The sequence below is a fragment of the Vibrio sp. 10N.286.51.E5 genome (assembly GCF_041469125.1).
GTDB classification, from domain to species: domain Bacteria; phylum Pseudomonadota; class Gammaproteobacteria; order Enterobacterales; family Vibrionaceae; genus Vibrio; species Vibrio crassostreae_C.
In genome coordinates this window covers 115,377-133,465 of sequence record NZ_JBFRJZ010000012.1, presented here as the reverse complement: position 1 = coordinate 133,465, position 18,089 = coordinate 115,377, and the positions used below count along the sequence as shown (strand labels likewise).

Sequence of the window (18,089 nt, the reverse complement as noted above, 5' to 3'; positions counted from 1 at the left end):
GTTAGAGTTCGGTATTGTTGTCGAAATGAAGACAAATGAGAAGCCAAAGCAGAAGATAAATCGGCTTTGGCTTCATTTAGTTTCTTGTGTTTACCCTAGCAAGCACGAGTTTGAGTGAAACTCGATCAGTTCGAGTGTTCTAGCTCTACTTGCTCAGCCTTTTGGTAAGCAGGGTGGCTTGTTAAAAGTTCACCGTATTTAGCAATGTTTGGGTAGAGCGCAGTTGCGCCAAAGTTCCCAACGATTTCTACGATGAACGACATCATAAAATCTGCACCTGTTAGTGTGTCTGCAACCAAGTAGGTTTTGCCTTCAAGTGCATTATTCACGTAAGTGAGGATCTTTTGGTTTTCGTCGTCTGCATAACCGCCTAGGAAGTTAGTTTCACAGCCGTCCTTCATTACAAAGATCTTAAGCAGCATTGGCAAAATACCTGAACTCTCAGCGAAGTGAAGCCATTGCGAATACTCAACGTAGTCTGCGGTGCCGCGTGTAGGTGCGAACTTACCCTGACCGTATTTGTCGATTAGGTATTCCGTGATAGCACCAGATTCAGTGATCACGACGCCATCGTCTTCAATGACAGGAGATTTACCCAATGGGTGAATGGATTTGAGTTCTGGTGGTGCAAGAAAAGTGACACTGTCTCGTTGGTAGGGTTTGATTTGGTAATCTACCCCAAGCTCTTCCAATAGCCAGATGATGCGCTTTGAGCGCGATTTATTTAGGTGATGCAAAGTAATCATGATTCTACCTAGTTAACGGGTTCAGTTTATTGAATTTATTTAGCTTCGTTCGTTTTGATAACAAGCTTACCGAAGTTCTGACCTTCCAAAAGGCCCATGAATGCTTGTGGCGCATTCTCTAGACCTTCAACCAGGTGCTCACGATAGTGCATCTTGCCTTGAGATAGCCATTCTGTCATTTGAACAGCAAACTCGTTGTAACGGTGCGCGTAGTCATCAAAGATGATGAAACCTTGCATCTTAATTCTTTTAACAAGCAGCATACCCATTAGGCTAGACATGCGATCTGGGCCTTCAGGAAGTGATGTCGCGTTGTATTGCGAGATAAGACCGCAAACAGGGATACGAGCGCCTGTGTTTAGAAGAGGCATTACTGCATCGAATACCTTGCCGCCAACGTTTTCAAAGTAAACATCGATGCCTTTGTCACACGCTTTAGCCAGTTGCTCTGCGAAGTCGTCAGCTTTGTGGTCAATACATTCATCAAAGCCAAGAACCTCTTTCGCGTATTGGCACTTCTCTTGACCGCCTGCAACGCCGATAACACGACAACCTTTTAGTTTGCCGATTTGTCCAACGGTTGCGCCTACAGCACCTGTTGCTGCTGCAACGACTAGCGTGTCGCCTTCTTTAGGTTGGCCGATATCAAGCAAGCCCATGTAAGCAGTAAAACCAGGCATACCCATGATGCCAAGCGCGTAAGAAGGGTGCGTTGGTTCTTTACCTAGTTTGATAAGGCCTTCACCGTTAGACACACCAAGATCTTGCCAACCTGTGTAAGCCAGTACCCACTCGCCAATTTCGTAATCAGCGTGGTTTGATTCTTCAACCTGACATACGGTTGCGCCAACCATCACCTCATCAATCTCGACAGGGTCTGCGTAAGATTTAGCATCGCTCATACGACCACGCATGTAGGGGTCTAGAGAAAGGTAAACTGAGCGAAGTAACATCTCGCCGTCTTTGATGCTTGGCGCAGCTATTGTCTCTAAACGGAAGTTGTCTTGAGTCGGTGCGCCAACTGGGCGAGAAGCCAATACGATTCGGCGATTGTCTTGTTGAGTCATTGGATGTCCTTAATTGTGTATTTTATACATTTAGAATTAGACCAGTCGTCTAGTCTTGTTGTCTAAAAATCCCGCCGTCATCAAATTGATAAGAGGGCGGGTGATTTTTTTAAGTTAAAGCCAATAAAGCGCGCTGCGCGTTATTAGCTTTCACCTTTTAAAATTCGTTCGGTAAGGCTCAAAGCTGACTGTAAGCTATGTGAGCTTTGGCTCAGCTTGCTCAATAAGCTGGCACCTAACCACATTGAGTATAGGTTCTGAGCTGCTTCTTGGCTCTCTTCAACCTTTATGGAGCCATCTTCAATACCGCCGACAATGCACTGTTCGATGGTATTCGTCACTTTTTCTGCACCCTTTAATAGCGCTTGGCGCATAGGATCAGAAAGATCAGAAACTTCCGCGCTGAGTTTAACGACCAAGCATTTATGAGCATTGCAGGTGCCGTTTTCAATCTGTGACCATCGAGTGAAATAACTGACAATTCTCTGGTAATGGTTGCCTTCACCATGAACCAAAATAGTTTCAACTCTGCTGATGTAGGTCTCAAAATAGTGCTGGATCAGAGCCTCGCCAAATTGCTCTTTCGATTTAAAGTAGTGGTAAAACGACCCTTTCGGCACGTCCGCTTCTTTAAGCAATTGCGATAAGCCAACGCCGTTAAAGCCGTTGTTCACTATTAATTGGTAGCCAACATCTAAAACATGCAGGCGTGTGTCATTCGTTTTTTCGTTCATGGGCGGTACTATAAGTTAAATTAGACCAGTCGTCTAGTGGTCGGTTTTCGAGGGTATATTTGGTCGTTGTTACAGTAGCTAAATAGCTCAATATCTAAAGAGGCTTCAAATGTTCAGATATAAAAAAGCCCCGACATAGCGCGTATGTTGGGGCTTAAATCAGTAACTTCGATTATTTGATAGAGATGAGTTCTACATCAAAAATCAGAGTCGATGATGGTGGGATAGGGCCTGAACCGCCTTTACCGTAAGCTAGAGTGCTTGGAATAAATAGACGAACTTTTTGGCCTTCAACCATGTAAGTCAAACCTTCTTGCCAGCCTTTAATTACTTGCTTAAGAGCAAATGAGATTGGCTCGCCGCGCTCAACAGAGCTGTCGAAAACAGTGCCGTCGATTAGCGTACCGTGGTAGTGAACCGTTACTTTGCTGTTCTTAGTTGGGTGCTCTGTGCCTGTACCTTCTTCAAGAACAAGGTATTGAAGACCGCTTTCAGTCGTAATCACGCCTTCTTTAGTGCCGTTTTCAATTAGAAATTGTTGGCCTTGTTCGAAGTTTTCTCCGCCAGACTTATGATTCGTCCAAGTACGGTAAATCATGAAACCCGCCAAAAGAAAGACAATGACCGGGATGACAAATTTAGACATAGTAAAACCTATTTATATTGAGTGCTGAATTTCGTAGTTAATACAAAATGTGTTAATCAGTTGACTAAAGCCGTGATTATGGTTGAGTCAAAAGGTAGTTGATCGTTTTTGCAATGCCAGCAACGTCTTGGTGACCTGCTGTTAGTACTTGGTATTTACCGTTGATGATAAAGGTTGGTACTGAGTTGATCTGACCTTTTACTGAGATCTCTTCTGCTTGCTTAACGTAGTCGAAAAGAGCGACTTGCTGTTCTTTATTCAGCTGGTATGGGCTAACCAAACCACGAGAAGTAAACGCTGTCTCTAGTGCTTGTTGACGCTGCTCAGGTGTTGCATCTGCACCCATTTGAACGGCACCAAATAGGTCGTCCATGAATGCGTGGTCAGGCGTCGCATCAAGCTGCATCACTGCTGTGTAGTAGATCATTGCGCTGATTTGAGCGCTTTCGTTGAACGTCACGTGCATCTTGCCAATAGTTTGGTCTGTTAGAGATTCAATCTCTGGAATGGCACTTTCCATTTGACGGCAGTGACCACAGTTAAGAGAGAAGATTTCAGTGATCGGAGACAAGTTAAATTCTGTTAGAGCAGTAGGAAGCGCTTCGTATTGAACGCCTTTTTGTGGCTCGTCTGTTTCACTACAACCCGCGATAATGAGTACGGCAGCGAGTGCTGTGATGAATTTAGTAAATGGTTTAAACATAATGTTTGCTCTAGCGTTGAGAAGTCGTGAGATTCTAACTATTTAGTACGAATTGGAAAACAATTATAAGGTAAATAAATGCAAACAGTTCGAACTAGCGGCTGAAGACAAGCTAGTAGACGGTTAACTGTGATCAACAGCACTTTTTTGGGTTCTGCTTTCTTTTCGTCTAAAGTTTTTCCCTCGGTGCCGATATAGACATTAGTGAATGGTTTATCTGCATGAGTGGTTGGTGAAGTAATGAGATATTTAGCGATAATGTTAAGCATAGCTTTGGCTGGGTGTGAAGCCACGTCACCAACTGACTTACTTGGCGGTGACATGCTAGAGACTGCACCACAAACCGATTACGACTTGATGCATCCTGAATGGGGTGTGGTTCAAACGACTCATGTAGCAAGCAATCGTGGGTACTCTATCCAGAGTAGCACTCATCAACACAGAACCATCACGACCAACTACGGACGTGGCGTTTCGACTAACGACCCACTGGAAGTCTTTTTAAGACAAAACCGCATCGATTTTGAAGTGTTGCCGGGTAACCATGTGATGGTAAAGCTTGAGCAGCACGTGAACTTTAAAACAGGTTCAGCATTCCCTGAGCCAGCGTATAATCAATGGCTAGATACGCTAGGCAGCTACCTTGCTCAACGCCAAGATATTGATGTGGTGATTGAAGGGCACACCGATAACACGGGCACAGATCGAATCAATGATCCGCTTTCAGAGCAGCGAGCAAAAGAAGTGAAGGCTCGATTAGAGAGTAACTACGTATCAAGTCGTTCCATCTATACTCGTGGCTTCGGTGAGTATGTTCCAGCTTGTACGAACGCTTCTGCGCAAGGCAAGGCGTGTAACCGCCGTGTTGAATTGATGCTGATTGTCACGAAGTAGTCGTTTGAACTTTCGCGCCCAATTTGAAGCGATTAACGCCAAATAACAGACATAAAAAATCCCTCACATTCGAGGGATTTTTTGTATCTGACTTTTGTTGCTTTATTGCTTATGCAAACTGCTTTTCTAAGTAAGTCACGATATCTGAAGATTCGTACATCCACTCAGTTTTACCGTCTTTTTCGATACGTAGACAAGGCACTTTCACACGACCGCCGCCAGCTTCAAGCTCAGCACGGTGTTGCTCGTTGTTTTTTGCATCACGAAGTTCAAATTGAACCGACTGACGTTTCATCGCGCGGCGCACTTTCACACAAAATGGGCACGCTTCGAATTGGTATAACGTGTGCGTTTTTGCTTGCTCATTTACTTTGCTTTGTTCTTCTTGAGAACGCTTCACACCACGTGGGCTGAAAACAAAATTCAATAACAAGATGACACGACCTAAGAACCAACGGATAAACTTCATAACTCTCTCTACATATTTAAAATTAGCGTTACAATTTGCAGCATTATATACACAAGTTTTGTCAGATGCTCGCAACAAACCGCTAATATCTATTTTGTCCGTTCGATCGTATGAGACTTAGCCACATTTAGCCCTAAACGCTTAGACAGTCGAGTCAGATTTGCTCGGTCTGTTTTCAGAACTCGCCCTGCTTGTGCCCAGTTAAAGTTGGTATCTTCCAACACCTCAGTAATGATACTGCGTTGAAAATCGTCCGTTGCACCACGTAGCCCTGCAGAAAGGTCGATCGTTGGTGTCGATAATGGTGTGTTTTTCACCTGAGTCGTCGCAATTGGCTGATCTTGGTCTAGAGGACCACAATCTTCCTTGGTGATTGTCACCAGGTTTTTATTGGTGCTGCGCGCTAACGCTTTCAATGCGGAACGACTGATCACATGCTCAAGTTCACGCACGTTACCCGGCCAACCATAACGGTTTAGGAAAGAAAGAACGTCGGAGCGGAACTTAACTTGGTTGATACCAAGCTTACGACGCGCTTGTTCTAAGAAGAAACCCGCTAATAGGCTGATGTCGTCACCACGATCTTTCAGTGCTGGCACCGCGATAGGATACACACTCAATCGGTGGTACAAATCGGCTCTGAATCGACCGTCTTCAACTTCTTGTTTTAGATCTCGGTTTGTCGCTGCCAATACTCGCACATCAATGGTTTGAATGTTGTCTTGGCCAACCGGTTGGATTTCGTTGTTTTGCAGCGCACGTAGGAGCTTACTTTGAGCGGCCAAAGGCAATTCACCAATCTCATCAAGGAACAGTGTGCCACCATCGGCTAAAGCAAATTTACCTAAGCGGTTTTTGTCTGCGCCAGTGAACGCGCCACGAACGTGACCAAACAGTTCACTCTCTACTAAGTTTTCAGAAATTGCAGCACAGTTTACGTAGACGAGTGGGTTACGTTTACGTTGAGATTGGTGGTGCAGGGTGCGAGCCACAAGCTCTTTACCAACCCCGGTGTCACCATGAATCAAGATATTAAACTCAGATGGAGCTACAACAGCGATGTCGTTCTTAAGCGCGACCATGGTGTCACTGTTACCAATCAACTCACCGCCGTCACGTTCCCACGCTTCTACGTTCAATTCTTCGAGTAATTGCTTTGACTGTTTTGCTTGATGCTCAAGTTGCGAGAAGGTCAGTGCCATCTGCATGGTTGAGGCTGCAATAGCTGCCAGTACTTCAAGGTTACGCGCCGGAATATTCGCGAAGACATCAGGTTTCAAGCTGTCTAGAGTCAGAATACCTAAGAGCTTTTCGCCAAATAGCAAAGGCAAGCCCATACAAGCATGCATTGGTAAATCGCCATCATGGTCAATAAGCAAACCATCGAAAGGATCGGGTAAGGAGCTGTCAGCATCGAAACGAACAGGAGAGCGAGACGCGCAGATCTCTTCAAACCGTGGGTGTTCTGAAATGATAAAGCGACGACCGAACGTATCTCGGCTGAGCCCTTGCATTGCGATAGGTACTAGCGTGTCGCCTTGAAGGCTTAAAAGCGCGACACAATCACACGTTATGGTTTTGCGAATGGCATCGATCAGGCGATTGAAACGATCTTGATCGTTGACACCACTTGCGAGGCCAATGGTCATTTCCATGAGGGTAGATGCGGAGATATCTTGCATAAAAAACTCTAACTGTGTGTGTTTATCTACATAATAGAGTCTTATTGACTTAAAAAAAAGGTCTTTTTGACATTTTTATAAGATGAGTTTTGAGAAGAAAACCAGTAATGACGGGGATTGATAAAGTTGGCACTGATTGTGCAGAAGATACAGAGAAGCCCAATTATAGCGCTGATTAAACAGACTATTCTTGATCTCAATCAATCAGGTTGCATTAATCAGGTTTCGCGATTTTTTGAAATGAAAACGAGTCAAAATAACTCAGTTTCTAAAAATAACTAAGGTTTCAGAAAATCGATAAGTCATTCTTAATTTTTAGTAGTCAAAATGACATATAGGTCATAAGGCTCAGTGTTCGGAGTAAATTCATGCTTAACAATGCACATATCGAAATCATCAAATCTACTATTCCTCTACTTGAGAGCGCAGGCCCAGCTTTAACTCAGCATTTTTATCAACGTATGTTCACGCATAACCCTGAGTTGAAAGATATCTTCAATATGACTCACCAAAGAACAGGTCGCCAAGGCGTAGCACTGTTTGAAGCTATCGCGGCATATGCAAAGAACATTGAAAATCTAGCAGCGTTAACAACTGCCGTTGAACGTATTGCTCAGAAACACACAAGCTTTAACATTCAACCAGAGCACTACCAAATTGTTGGTTTGCACCTGATTGAGACATTACGTGAACTAGCTGCTGACGCCTTTACTCCAGAAGTGGAAGAAGCATGGACAGCCGCTTACCTATTCTTGGCGCAAGTATTCATCGATCGTGAAGCTGAACTTTACCTACAGCGTAAGCAAGCTGTTGGTGGTTGGGAAGCAGCGCGTGCGTTTGTGATTGCAGACAAAATCGAAGAGTCAGCGCTAGTAACAAGCTTTATCCTTCAGCCAAAAGACGGCGGTGAAGTTCTGGATTACACACCAGGTCAATACATCGGTATCGAAGTGAAACCAGAAGGCTCTCAATACAGCGAGATTCGTCAATACTCACTGTCTGATAAGCCAAACGGCAAGCAATACCGTATTTCTGTTAAACGTGAAGGACAAGGCCAAGAGACACAAGGCGTTGTATCTAACCACCTACACGATACGGTTGCTGTTGGTGATGAGGTTAGCCTATACGCACCAGCGGGTGACTTCATGTATCAAGAGCGCAGCAAGCCAGTAACACTTATCTCTGCAGGTGTTGGTGTAACGCCAATGCAGTCTATGCTTGAGTTCCTAAACACGGAAGATAAAAACGAGCCAGTACTTTACCTTCACGCTTGTGAGAACGTAGGCCAACACTCTTTCACGACTCGTGTTAAAGATATTGTTGCCGACAAAGGTTGGGAAGCGAAAACGTGGTACATGAACAAAGATGAATCTGCATGTGAAAACACGCATCAAGGTCAAATGGATCTAGCGTCTATCTCTGATACTAAAGGCTTTGAAGAGAGCGATTTCTACATCTGTGGTCCTGTTGGTTTCATGAAGAATATCGTAGAGCAGCTAGATGCAATGAAAGTTGACCGTTCACGCGTTCACTACGAAGTATTCGGCCCTCACGCTAACTTCTAATAGGTCTCGGCATTTCTAGTAACACTCGCCTGAACTATTAATACCTTGCCTATTCAAAGGCCTCACAGTGTGAGGCATTTTTGGGTTTGGTTGGTTTTGTCTGACATCATCGACTACTGCAGAACACGATGGTTCAGCTAAGATCTTTTCGCTTCTATCTAAGAACGTTTCATCTTCTTGGACATGTAGTCGGAATCGAAAAACTCAGGCCAGTACATTTTTACGTAACCACCGGCAACCCAAATCACTAGAATGGTGGCGATGGTTAGCTCAAAGAAACCAAACTTGTGTAGCCAATACCATTGTGGGTATTCCGCGCCGAAAAATGTAGTTAGACGATGCATGGCAATAGCGCTGATCACAGATGGGAAGGTGACGGCAGCAATCGAAGGTTGGAACTTCAAACGCATCAGGCGGATGTAACACAAGTAAATCAACAAAGTCATGGTGATGGCAATGCCCGCCAATGCACCTGTTAGAATCGGGTCTGGGTTGTCGAAGTTAACCAAGTAAGCGGCTAAAGATAAGTTAACCGGAGCTGCCATGATAGCGAGTGTTGGTCTTGCTCGGCGAGGAAGATTGCCTTCGAACACCAAGCGGTACAACACCACTGGCAACATAAGGAAATAGATACCAATACAAGTGACCGCAAGTGTTTCTGAAAATACGGTGTGCCCGAACTGTGTGCCAGCTAAGGAACTGCTGATCAAACCGACCGGATACAGAAACCAACTCGGTACAATGTTCGACATTTTGAAGTTGATGATCTGAAAACTGAAGAACAACACCATCATGGTAAAGTGCAGCAATAGCGCGCAGAACCAAACTGGGTAGGCGATAGCTGGCGATATCTCGGCTAAATAGTCGCACAGAATCAGTAAAGCCATGCTCATTGGTGCCATCAAGCTTCCGCTTAACGGGTGGCGAATATCATTAAGGAAGGTATTAAAGCTCGTTAAATAGCGCAGTAAAACAGGCAGCAATAATAGCGCGCCGAATGCAGCGAGGTAGGGACGAATTATCTCACCAATGCCCGGGATATATAACGCCCAAGCTTGTCCTAACCCAATAACGCCAAGTGCTAAAGACGCCTGAGATGGCGGCACATTTTTTACTTGGGTTAATCTTCTCCAGTTCAACGACTTGCTCCGACTTAGTTAATTACAGAATATTGGACTATTTGCCTTAGTTAGAGTGTGTAGGTCTTCCATCAATAGATTTTGAGGGCACTCAACTAATTTTGAGTGGATGATACCAAGTTTAACGTTTGCTTTTTTGATTTTGATACGGAATCGGGAGATTAAGCACGTTGAATGTGTGCTTTTGTTTCATGAGTCATTTGTAATTAACGTACTTCCTCTTGTTGAGGGAGATCTTGTTGTCTTAGTTTTTCGTTTTTCAGCGTACGGTTAAGCAGTTGACTGTAAATTGGCTGCCCACCTAACATTTGAGCAATGATTACCGCACCTAAGCAGGTGATGATCAACGGCAGGATCAGGTAGTAGTTATTGGTCATTTCGATAACCAACAGTATGCCAGTGATAGGCGCTCGCACGGTGGCGGCAAATAATGCTCCCATGCCAGCAATTGCAAACATACCCGGTTCAATATTCAGTTCGGGAAAGAATGCCGCTGCGATAAGCCCGAACGCATAACCAAAGAGTGTTCCTAGCGCAAGCATTGGTGCAAAGATACCGCCTGGCGCACCAGAGCCGAAACAAAGCAGGGTAGTGAGGACTCGGCCTAAGAAAATCAACAACAACACATTGGCGCTGTAGCTGCCATTCGTGATGTTCGGGATGATACCAATACCACCACCAGTTAATTCAGGTATATAAAGGAGCAACAAGCCAAAGCAACCGCCAAGTAGGGTGCCTGTCATCAAGTAGCGTTTACGGTCATTCTTGTGGATCGCCACAAACAGGTCTTGGGAAAGCGTAATCAGTTTATTGAAAATCACACCAAACAGGCCGAACAACACACCTAATAATAAGAATAACCAAAGTGCGTCGAGTTCAGGCGGCTGGTACTGAGGCATTGTGATAACGGCAGATTGGCCATTGATAGAACGAAATACAATGTTGGCTGAAACTGCTGAGATGATGACAGCTTTGATTGATATGAGTGAGTAGCGAAACTGTGGTCTCATCTCCTCAACCACAAACATGATTCCTGCCAGTGGTGCGTTAAATGCGGCGGCTAAGCCACCAGCGGCACCTGAAGCCAACAGTGAGTGGCGAGTGTCATCGTCTTTGACTCGAAAGATATCAGTGACCATACGACCGATACTGCCGCCCATTTGAACGGTTGGCCCTTCACGGCCTAAAACCATACCAGAGCCTAATGCGCCCATACCGCCAAAGAATTTTACTGGCAATACTCTCCACCATCGAACAGGGCGCATACCGTCCATCGCACCTTCAATTTCGGGGATGCCTGAGCCTGCAGCCTCTGGAGCAAAGCGGTGAACGAGGAAGTAACCAATAAAGGCAAATGCAGCACTAATAAGGAAAGCGGCCAACCAAAGGGGTAAATAGCTACCGATTTCATCTTTAAGCCAATCGGTACGAGTTTCTGTGATGAAATGAACCGCGACTTCGAAATAGGTACCCACTACGCCAGCAAGTACACCTACAATACAAGAAAGAAAGAGAACGGAAGCGGGTGTCTTATCTCTTGAGAGAAATTGATTAATAGCATCCCTTGGCATTTTGGCTAATAAGGATTGCTTAATTTTCTCTCTTCTGGTCATTGAGATAAGGCTCCTGAATGGGTTAAGGCGGGGTTGTCATAAATTATACGCGTCCTCTGCATATCCTATAGCAGCAAAGATGAAAAGTTGAATTTCATTTATGGAATGTACGTGTTACATAAATGGAATCTATGGGCAATTGTGGAATCGCCGTCACAATTTTGATCGATTCTCTGGTGGTGGCTTGAATATCCCCAAAAATGAACCATAGTTAAATTGTAAAGCAACATAACGAACCGCAAGGAGAAGTGAGGTTTTACACACAATTTGGATGGATTCAGAAACAAAGTTTTAGTTCCTCGTTAAATGTTCAGGTCGATATTTAAGGCTTCCTGATTCGCGAACTCACGATTGAGTAACGAGGGTGAGGCGTACTGAGTAAGTACGCCTTTAGTTCGTCTGGAGCATCCCATTTCCTCATTCCGCTTCTACTGCTTTATCTCTTCTGATTATTTTCGCGCCAACCTCTATTAACGAATCTCAGTGTAAACAATCGATTGGGGTCAACTTTTTGGTGATTGAGTATATACTCCCTTAAAAAGGAGAACTGATATGACTAAAAAAGTTCCTACAAACATCATTACGGGTTTCTTGGGTGTTGGTAAAACGACAGCCATCTTGAACCTGCTAAAAAATAAACCTGAGAATGAAAACTGGGCTGTTCTGGTTAATGAATTCGGGGAAATCGGCATTGACGGTGCATTGATGACAGATCAAGGCGCTTTGATTAAAGAAGTGCCGGGTGGATGCATGTGCTGTACTGCGGGCGTGCCTATGTCAGTGGGTATTAATGCCTTACTTCGCCAAAAGCCAGACCGTTTATTGATTGAGCCGACAGGGCTTGGTCACCCTAAACAGGTTATAGCGACACTGACTTCCGATCAGTACACACCATATGTCGATTTAAAAGCGACGCTTGGTTTGGTTGACCCACGAAATCTGTCTAATGAAAAGTACACCTCGAATCAGAATTTTAATGATCAACTAAATAGTGCAGATGTGATTCTTGGTACTAAGGTTGACCTTGTTCATTCTGAAGACATCGATGTGTTCAATGATTGGGTGACGGATCAAACGCCAGCAAAAGTCTTCCATAAGCTAATTCACGATGGTGAAGTGCCATTGGAAGTGTTAGGCATTGAAAGAGTATACGGCAGTGCTTCCTCTCATATTGAAGCGCATCATCACGATCACGCTGAACAAGAGCCTCAATTCCAACTTCCTCCTGGTGAAGCTTTCATCCGTAAAGAGAATAAAGGACAGGGCTATTTCAGTTGTGGTTGGTTGTTTGGCGCAGAGCATAAGTTCGACTTCGATGCGCTATTCTCTATGTTGTCAGATCTAACGGCCGAGCGTGTAAAAGCTGTCGTGAACACCGACCAAGGTTGCTACGCATTCAATGTGGCGAATCAAGTCGTGTCTGTGAACGAAATTACGCTTGATGGCTTTGAATCTCGACTGGAAGTGATCGACTCGCAGCTCATGCCATGGGGCGATCTCGAGCAGATTCTACTCAAGCTGTGTGGCATCAAATAGCCCTGTTTTTGCTGTTTGAACCAAGGATCTTGGTGTTTACCTCGTTGAAGGCGGGATAAACACCAGATTAAATGAGAAAGTTTGCGTTATATCACGATAAATGTGAGATAAATCACTCTAATTACTTTATAGTGCTCGGCTGAAATAAGAATGTAGGCTGTCTGCTTAAGGAACCCGTAACAATGTCATTTTCCTCTCAAGGTTTTGCTCCTGAATTAGTCAAAGCGTTGACTGAGTGTGGTTATGAAAAACTCACTCCAATTCAACAAAAAGCGATTCCAATGGCTCGTAAAGGCCATGATATTTTTGCTACTGCTCAAACCGGTACGGGTAAAACAGCGGCATTTTCATTGCCTGTTATCCAACACCTTTTGAACAGCGGTAAAAAAGCGTCTAGAGGAACGGCTCGCGGCCTTATTCTTGCTCCAACTCGTGAGCTTGCTGCGCAGATCGCTCAAAACATTAAAGACTACGTTAAATACACAGATCTAAGTGTTTCTGCGGTTTACGGTGGTAACAAGATGTCTTCACAAGTTCGTCAACTAGAACTGGGTGTGGATATTTTGGTTGCAACACCTGGCCGTTTAGAAGAGCACTTAGAAGCGGGTAACGTGTCTATTGCTAACCTAGAATTTCTAGTATTTGATGAAGCTGACCGTATCCTTGATATGGGCTTTATCAATGCCGTTCGTAAGATCATGTTGGATGTAGAAACATCACCGCAAATCATGATGTTCTCTGCAACGACTTCTACTCAGTTAAACCAACTGTCTGTTGATATTCTGCGTAAACCAAAACGTATTAGTGTTGAGCGCGAAAACTCAACGGCTGCTACTGTCGGCCACGTGGTTTACCCAGTGGATCAAGAGCGTAAAACAGAACTGCTTTCTGAGCTGATTGGTCGTAAAAACTGGCGCCAAGTGCTTGTTTTTGTTAACTACAAAGAAACAGCGAACGATGTAGTTAAAGAGCTTAAGCTAGACGGCATTAAAGCAGTACTGTGTCACGGTGATAAAGCGCAAAGTGCTCGTCGTCGTGCTCTAGACGATTTTAAAGAAGGTAAAGCGCGTGTAATGGTAGCAACCGACGTTGCGGCTCGTGGTCTTGATATCGAAGACTTACCACACGTAATTAACTACGACATGCCTTTCCTAGCAGAAGACTATGTTCACCGTATTGGCCGTACAGGTCGTGCAGGTAAGCAAGGTCACGCTGTCTCTTTCGTTAACCGCGAAGAAGAGCTGACTGTCGTTCAAGTTGAAAAACTGATTCAACAGCGCATTCGTCGTGTTGAACAACCGGGTTATGAACCGAAGAAACGTGATGCTTACATCGAGAAGCTGAACACTAAATCGGCTTACAAAAACCGTCAGGGTCGTAAGAACAACGCGAACGAAGAGCCACAAGATCAAGCAAGCGCTGAACGTCGTTTGACTATGATGAAGCGAATTAAAAACCGTCGTAAGTAATTACGGTTGGTGATTGAAAAGAGCCACTGTTATGTGGCTCTTTTTGTTTGTATTGATCGCAATATTGTTTATTGTCATTACTGCTTCGTTTCAACCTCGCTTCATTTCAAGCCCGATCAAGAAACAAGAACTAATAAATAAAAACAAGTCGATAAGGTAATAATATGGATAGCGCACTACTTTGGGCTTTTATTCCCACGTTTTTCTTCGTGTCAATCACGCCCGGTATGTGTATGACTTTGGCGTTGACACTTGGAATGAGTGTTGGATACAAGCGTACATTATGGATGATGATCGGTGAACTGGCTGGTGTCGCTGTGGTTTCTATTGCCGCGGTATTGGGTATCGCTTCGATCATGTTGAATTACCCATGGCTATTTACGGGCTTTAAATTTGTTGGTGCGGGTTACCTGTTTTATTTAGGCGTTCAGATGTGGCGTTCGAGAGGCAAACTGGCGATCAGTACTGACAACCAAACAACAAAAGTCAGCAATGATTGGGACTTGGTGGTTCAAGGTTTTGTCACTGCAATTGCGAACCCAAAAGGCTGGGCGTTTATGATTTCTTTGCTGCCTCCTTTTATTAACAGCAATAAAGACTTAGCACCGCAGTTACTCATTCTCGTGTCGATCATTCTGGTTTCTGAGTTTGTTTGCATGACTTTATACGCGACCGGCGGTAAGAGCTTAAAACATATGCTCGGCAAGGCGGATAACGTTAAGTTGATGAACCGTATTGCTGGTACGTTGATGATGGGTGTTGGTGTGTGGCTGTTCGTGAGTTAATTCTGAAAAGCGATAACGGTTAGAGATCTCCGACTCAGTCGTCCCTCCTTCTCGAGGATGACTAGAGCTTGGTATGACGAGCTCTTTGGATGATGATAAGTTTTTAAGGCTTGGTTCCTTACTTAAACCGAAGAATGCATAGAATATAAAAAGAGCAATAGGGCATTTGGCCTTATCGCTCTTTTTGATTTTACTTAGCTAGCGAACAGAGACTAGATAACCGAAATGTTTCTGATCTTAGCCTGCGTTGTATATTTAAACCGCGATTTCACCGCCGTCTTCACGACGAATCACTACGGTAGATGCTCTTGGGCGAACATTGCCTTGAGTCTGTGCAGTCGCATCTTCTGACGATGGCCAGTTTGCAGGGTGTTGAATGTTCACAAACAGTGATTTGTAATCAGGGCTAATGGTAAAGCCAGTTACTTCACAACCGTTTGGACCAACAAAGAAGCGTTTAAGTTGTGCTTGGTTGTTTGCATCAATCACCGCGCTGTTGCCGTTGTCATCCGTTAGCTGAGATGGAACCACTGCCAGCATTTGGTCATTGGTGTAGCCCGTTACTTCATCTGCGCCGTTATCAGTCTGAATCCACAAGATGCCACGAGCATCAAACGCTAAACCATCAGGGCTGGCGAACTGGTTCATGTCTGTTAGGCCTGAACGGTTAATAGACTTGCCTTCCACTGCTGGAGAGCCAAATACGAAGATATCCCAATCGAACTCGCCTGCTGTTTTGCCTTCATCCCAACGAATAACATGACCGAACTTGTTGTCTACGCGAGGGTTCGCAGAGTTCGCTTCTTTACGCTTGTTGTTATTAGTTAGCGTTAGGTAAGCCGTCCCCGTCATTGGGTCAACAGAGCACCATTCAGGGCGATCCATTGGCGTTGCGCCTACAAGGTCGGCTGCGCCTGCGGTATTAATGATAAGTGCTGCTTGAGAATCAAATGAATCACCTAGCTTGCCGTCGTTTGTCGTCTTGCTGCTCAGAGTTAGTGGTAGCCAAGTACCTGAACCATCATCATTGAACTTAGCCACATACAGCGTGCCTTGGTCCATATACTTGTCACCCGCACTTAGGCGATTGCTCGGCTCTGCATCACGCGGGTCCCATTTCTCTTCAGAAACAAATTTGTATAGGTATTCAAAGCGAGAATCGTGACCAGAGTAGAATACGATTGGCTCGCCTTCGGTCAACTTACCAAACGTACAGCCTTCGTGACGGAAACAACCCAGTGCAGAACGTTTCTTAGCGCGAGAGTTTGCTGTGTATGGGTCTATTTCAACAATGTAGCCGTGACCGTGTGCTTCGTTACGGTAATCGTCCATTGCTGACTCACCTGTTGGTGTTACGTCAAAGCGAGCAAATTCGTCTAGGCGTTCTTGTTTGTTACCTGAAAGCGTGTCCCAACCGTAACGTGTTTTGTCAGTAGCGATACCAATACGTTCTTGCGCTGGTGTTGTCTCGCCTTTGTTAACGAAATAACCCGGCCAGTTTTCTTCACACGTTAGGTAAGTGCCCCATGGTGTGTAGCCATTACCACAGTTGTTCAACGTGCCACGAGCTTGGCTGCCGTCTTGTGAGAACTTGGTTTTGGTAAATTCACTGTGAGCAACAGGACCAGACAGATCCATTACGGTCGCGCCTGTGTAGCGGCGGTTAAGTGGATCGTTATCGACCATCACCCATTGGTTGCCTTCAAGTTTTACACGAACCACACTCACGCCGTGTGCGTTGATCTCTTTACGTACTTCATCAAGGCTAGGGCGGTTGCCTTCATCGTATGTAGGACCATTAGCGTGCAGTGCTTTTTGGTCGATGTATTCGTGATTAATCACCAACAAACCGTCGTTGCTGTTGCCATTAAGCGGGAAGAAGTGCATGCCGTCGTGGTGCATGCCCAGTGAGTTTGCTTGATCTTGTGCGTTGTTGGTTCCATCTTTTAACCAAGCATTGCCTTGCTTGTTAAGTGGAGTACCCCAAGGAACCAATACTTGTGCTGTATAGCCTTTTGGCACAACGACACTGTCTGTCAGTGAGCCTTTAACCGATTCGAATGCAAGTGTAGCAGTGCTTTTTTGCGGTGCGCTAGATGATGCTGTCGCCGCGTGCGCTGTGCTGTGGCCTGCTAAACCAAAAGCACCAAACGCCGTCATTGCACTGATGCCTAAACCGCCTTTGAGAACATTTCTTCTTGAAAGGTTCGCATCTAAAACTTCTTCGAAGGGTTTGTTTTTGCTCTTATTAAAACGAGTGCTATCAAATGTTTCCTTGCTCATCTTTACTGCTTCCTATTGGCTGATTTTATTATTCGTTATTCATGACTTACCCACCTACTAACTAATTGGTTAATAAGTTGGGTCAATGTGTGACTAATCGTGAAGCAGTTAAGTGACAGATTTTTATAGATTTGATTAAGGTTTTGTTTCTGTAGCACGATTTTTGCCATTAACACCCTTGTGTAATACAAAACTCTTGGGGATTGATGTGGAACTGTGTATAAATGCTTTATCAAACGAAAAGAGAGGCAGTTATGAAATTAGATAAAATCGAAAACAAAAATCGTCGCCTACGCAAAAAGCTATACCTAGGTGAATTCGCGATTCTGGGTTTTGAAGTAAGCTGCAAGACATCGATTACTGATTTTGATCAATACGATGTGTTCATTGATGAGTTCATTGATTTCATCGACAGCATCGGTCTGTGCTTTGGTGGCGGCGGCCTTGAGCTGTTTGAAGGTTTCTTATGCTCAATTGAGCGCTACCGTTCAGTAACAGAAGCAGAACAACTGCAAGTTGCTCAATGGCTTGAAGCTCGTGCTGAAGTAAGCAAAGTGGAAGTTAGCGAACTGATTGACGCAAACTACGCGTTCTAATTTGATGTTGTGTTGTTAGCTCGATTGAAAGGCCAAATACGGCTTAGGAAAGAGTAACAACAGTACGCTAGAATAAAGGCCGAATCGTTAAATCGATTCGGCCTTTTTGCGTTTTATTCGTTCCATTTCTATTCTTTATCTTCTTTTCTATCCCTTCTGACG

16 protein-coding genes are annotated in these 18,089 nt (G+C 44.6%); 6 read left to right on the top strand and 10 right to left on the bottom strand.

Annotated features, from left to right (window positions below; genetic code table 11):
* Window positions 1-125 precede the first annotated feature (125 nt).
* The 5 genes from AB4161_RS04490 to AB4161_RS04470 form a co-directional block, all read right to left on the bottom strand.
* Entirely contained in the window at window positions 126-746 is a 621-nt protein-coding gene (locus AB4161_RS04490; protein ID WP_372082874.1) for a glutathione S-transferase family protein, read from the bottom strand.
* 35 nt (window positions 747-781) lie between these two features.
* Window positions 782-1,813, bottom strand: a complete 1,032-nt coding sequence (locus AB4161_RS04485; RefSeq protein WP_372082873.1) for an NADP-dependent oxidoreductase — start codon at window positions 1,811-1,813, stop codon at window positions 782-784.
* Window positions 1,814-1,956: 143 nt separating this feature from the next.
* Window positions 1,957-2,547, bottom strand: a complete 591-nt coding sequence (locus AB4161_RS04480) for a TetR/AcrR family transcriptional regulator (protein WP_017062643.1) — start codon at window positions 2,545-2,547, stop codon at window positions 1,957-1,959.
* 172 nt (window positions 2,548-2,719) lie between these two features.
* Window positions 2,720-3,193: an FKBP-type peptidyl-prolyl cis-trans isomerase gene (locus AB4161_RS04475; RefSeq protein WP_017062642.1), complete on the bottom strand. Its 474-nt coding sequence runs from the start codon at window positions 3,191-3,193 to the stop codon at window positions 2,720-2,722.
* A 76-nt stretch (window positions 3,194-3,269) separates the two neighbouring features.
* Window positions 3,270-3,896 (bottom strand): thioredoxin domain-containing protein, encoded by a 627-nt coding sequence (locus tag AB4161_RS04470; protein WP_017062641.1) that lies wholly within the window; start codon window positions 3,894-3,896, stop codon window positions 3,270-3,272.
* A 258-nt stretch (window positions 3,897-4,154) separates the two neighbouring features.
* Between AB4161_RS04470 and AB4161_RS04465 the strand changes: the two genes are divergently transcribed.
* Window positions 4,155-4,790, top strand: coding sequence for an OmpA family protein (locus AB4161_RS04465; protein ID WP_029235219.1), 636 nt, complete (start codon window positions 4,155-4,157; stop codon window positions 4,788-4,790).
* 109 nt (window positions 4,791-4,899) lie between these two features.
* On the opposite strand, the gene AB4161_RS04460 is transcribed toward AB4161_RS04465, so the two are convergent.
* Together AB4161_RS04460 and norR are read right to left on the bottom strand one after the other, a co-directional pair.
* A complete protein-coding gene (locus tag AB4161_RS04460; protein WP_017062638.1) occupies window positions 4,900-5,259 on the bottom strand; it encodes a glutaredoxin in 360 nt (119 codons plus the stop codon).
* An 89-nt stretch (window positions 5,260-5,348) separates the two neighbouring features.
* Window positions 5,349-6,941, bottom strand: coding sequence for a nitric oxide reductase transcriptional regulator NorR (norR, locus tag AB4161_RS04455; RefSeq protein ID WP_372082872.1), 1,593 nt, complete (start codon window positions 6,939-6,941; stop codon window positions 5,349-5,351).
* Window positions 6,942-7,309: 368 nt separating this feature from the next.
* On the opposite strand from norR, the gene hmpA reads away from it, so the two are divergent.
* A complete protein-coding gene (gene hmpA / locus AB4161_RS04450) occupies window positions 7,310-8,506 on the top strand; it encodes an NO-inducible flavohemoprotein (protein ID WP_017062636.1) in 1,197 nt (398 codons plus the stop codon).
* Window positions 8,507-8,664: 158 nt separating this feature from the next.
* Here the strand turns inward: hmpA and AB4161_RS04445 are convergent, their stop codons facing one another.
* Together AB4161_RS04445 and clcA are read right to left on the bottom strand one after the other, a co-directional pair.
* Window positions 8,665-9,612: a TDT family transporter gene (locus AB4161_RS04445; protein ID WP_017062635.1), complete on the bottom strand. Its 948-nt coding sequence runs from the start codon at window positions 9,610-9,612 to the stop codon at window positions 8,665-8,667.
* A gap of 239 nt (window positions 9,613-9,851) precedes the next feature.
* Window positions 9,852-11,258 carry a H(+)/Cl(-) exchange transporter ClcA gene (clcA, locus tag AB4161_RS04440; protein WP_102397989.1) on the bottom strand — a complete coding sequence of 469 codons (1,407 nt, stop codon included), beginning with the start codon at window positions 11,256-11,258 and terminating at the stop codon, window positions 9,852-9,854.
* Between the two features lie 552 nt (window positions 11,259-11,810).
* On the opposite strand from clcA, the gene AB4161_RS04435 reads away from it, so the two are divergent.
* From AB4161_RS04435 to AB4161_RS04425, 3 genes are all read left to right on the top strand, one after another.
* On the top strand, window positions 11,811-12,794 hold the full coding sequence (locus AB4161_RS04435) for a GTP-binding protein (protein WP_372082870.1): 984 nt from the start codon (window positions 11,811-11,813) through the stop codon (window positions 12,792-12,794).
* A gap of 182 nt (window positions 12,795-12,976) precedes the next feature.
* The gene (locus tag AB4161_RS04430) at window positions 12,977-14,263 is read left to right on the top strand and encodes a DEAD/DEAH box helicase (RefSeq protein WP_017062632.1); all 1,287 of its coding nucleotides are present in this window, start codon (window positions 12,977-12,979) and stop codon (window positions 14,261-14,263) included.
* Window positions 14,264-14,427: 164 nt separating this feature from the next.
* Window positions 14,428-15,048 (top strand): LysE family translocator, encoded by a 621-nt coding sequence (locus AB4161_RS04425; RefSeq protein ID WP_017062631.1) that lies wholly within the window; start codon window positions 14,428-14,430, stop codon window positions 15,046-15,048.
* A gap of 255 nt (window positions 15,049-15,303) precedes the next feature.
* Here the strand turns inward: AB4161_RS04425 and AB4161_RS04420 are convergent, their stop codons facing one another.
* A complete protein-coding gene (locus AB4161_RS04420; protein ID WP_372082869.1) occupies window positions 15,304-17,331 on the bottom strand; it encodes a PhoX family phosphatase in 2,028 nt (675 codons plus the stop codon).
* A 254-nt stretch (window positions 17,332-17,585) separates the two neighbouring features.
* On the opposite strand from AB4161_RS04420, the gene AB4161_RS04415 reads away from it, so the two are divergent.
* Entirely contained in the window at window positions 17,586-17,927 is a 342-nt protein-coding gene (locus AB4161_RS04415; RefSeq protein WP_017062629.1) for a YggL family protein, read from the top strand.
* Window positions 17,928-18,089 lie beyond the last annotated feature (162 nt).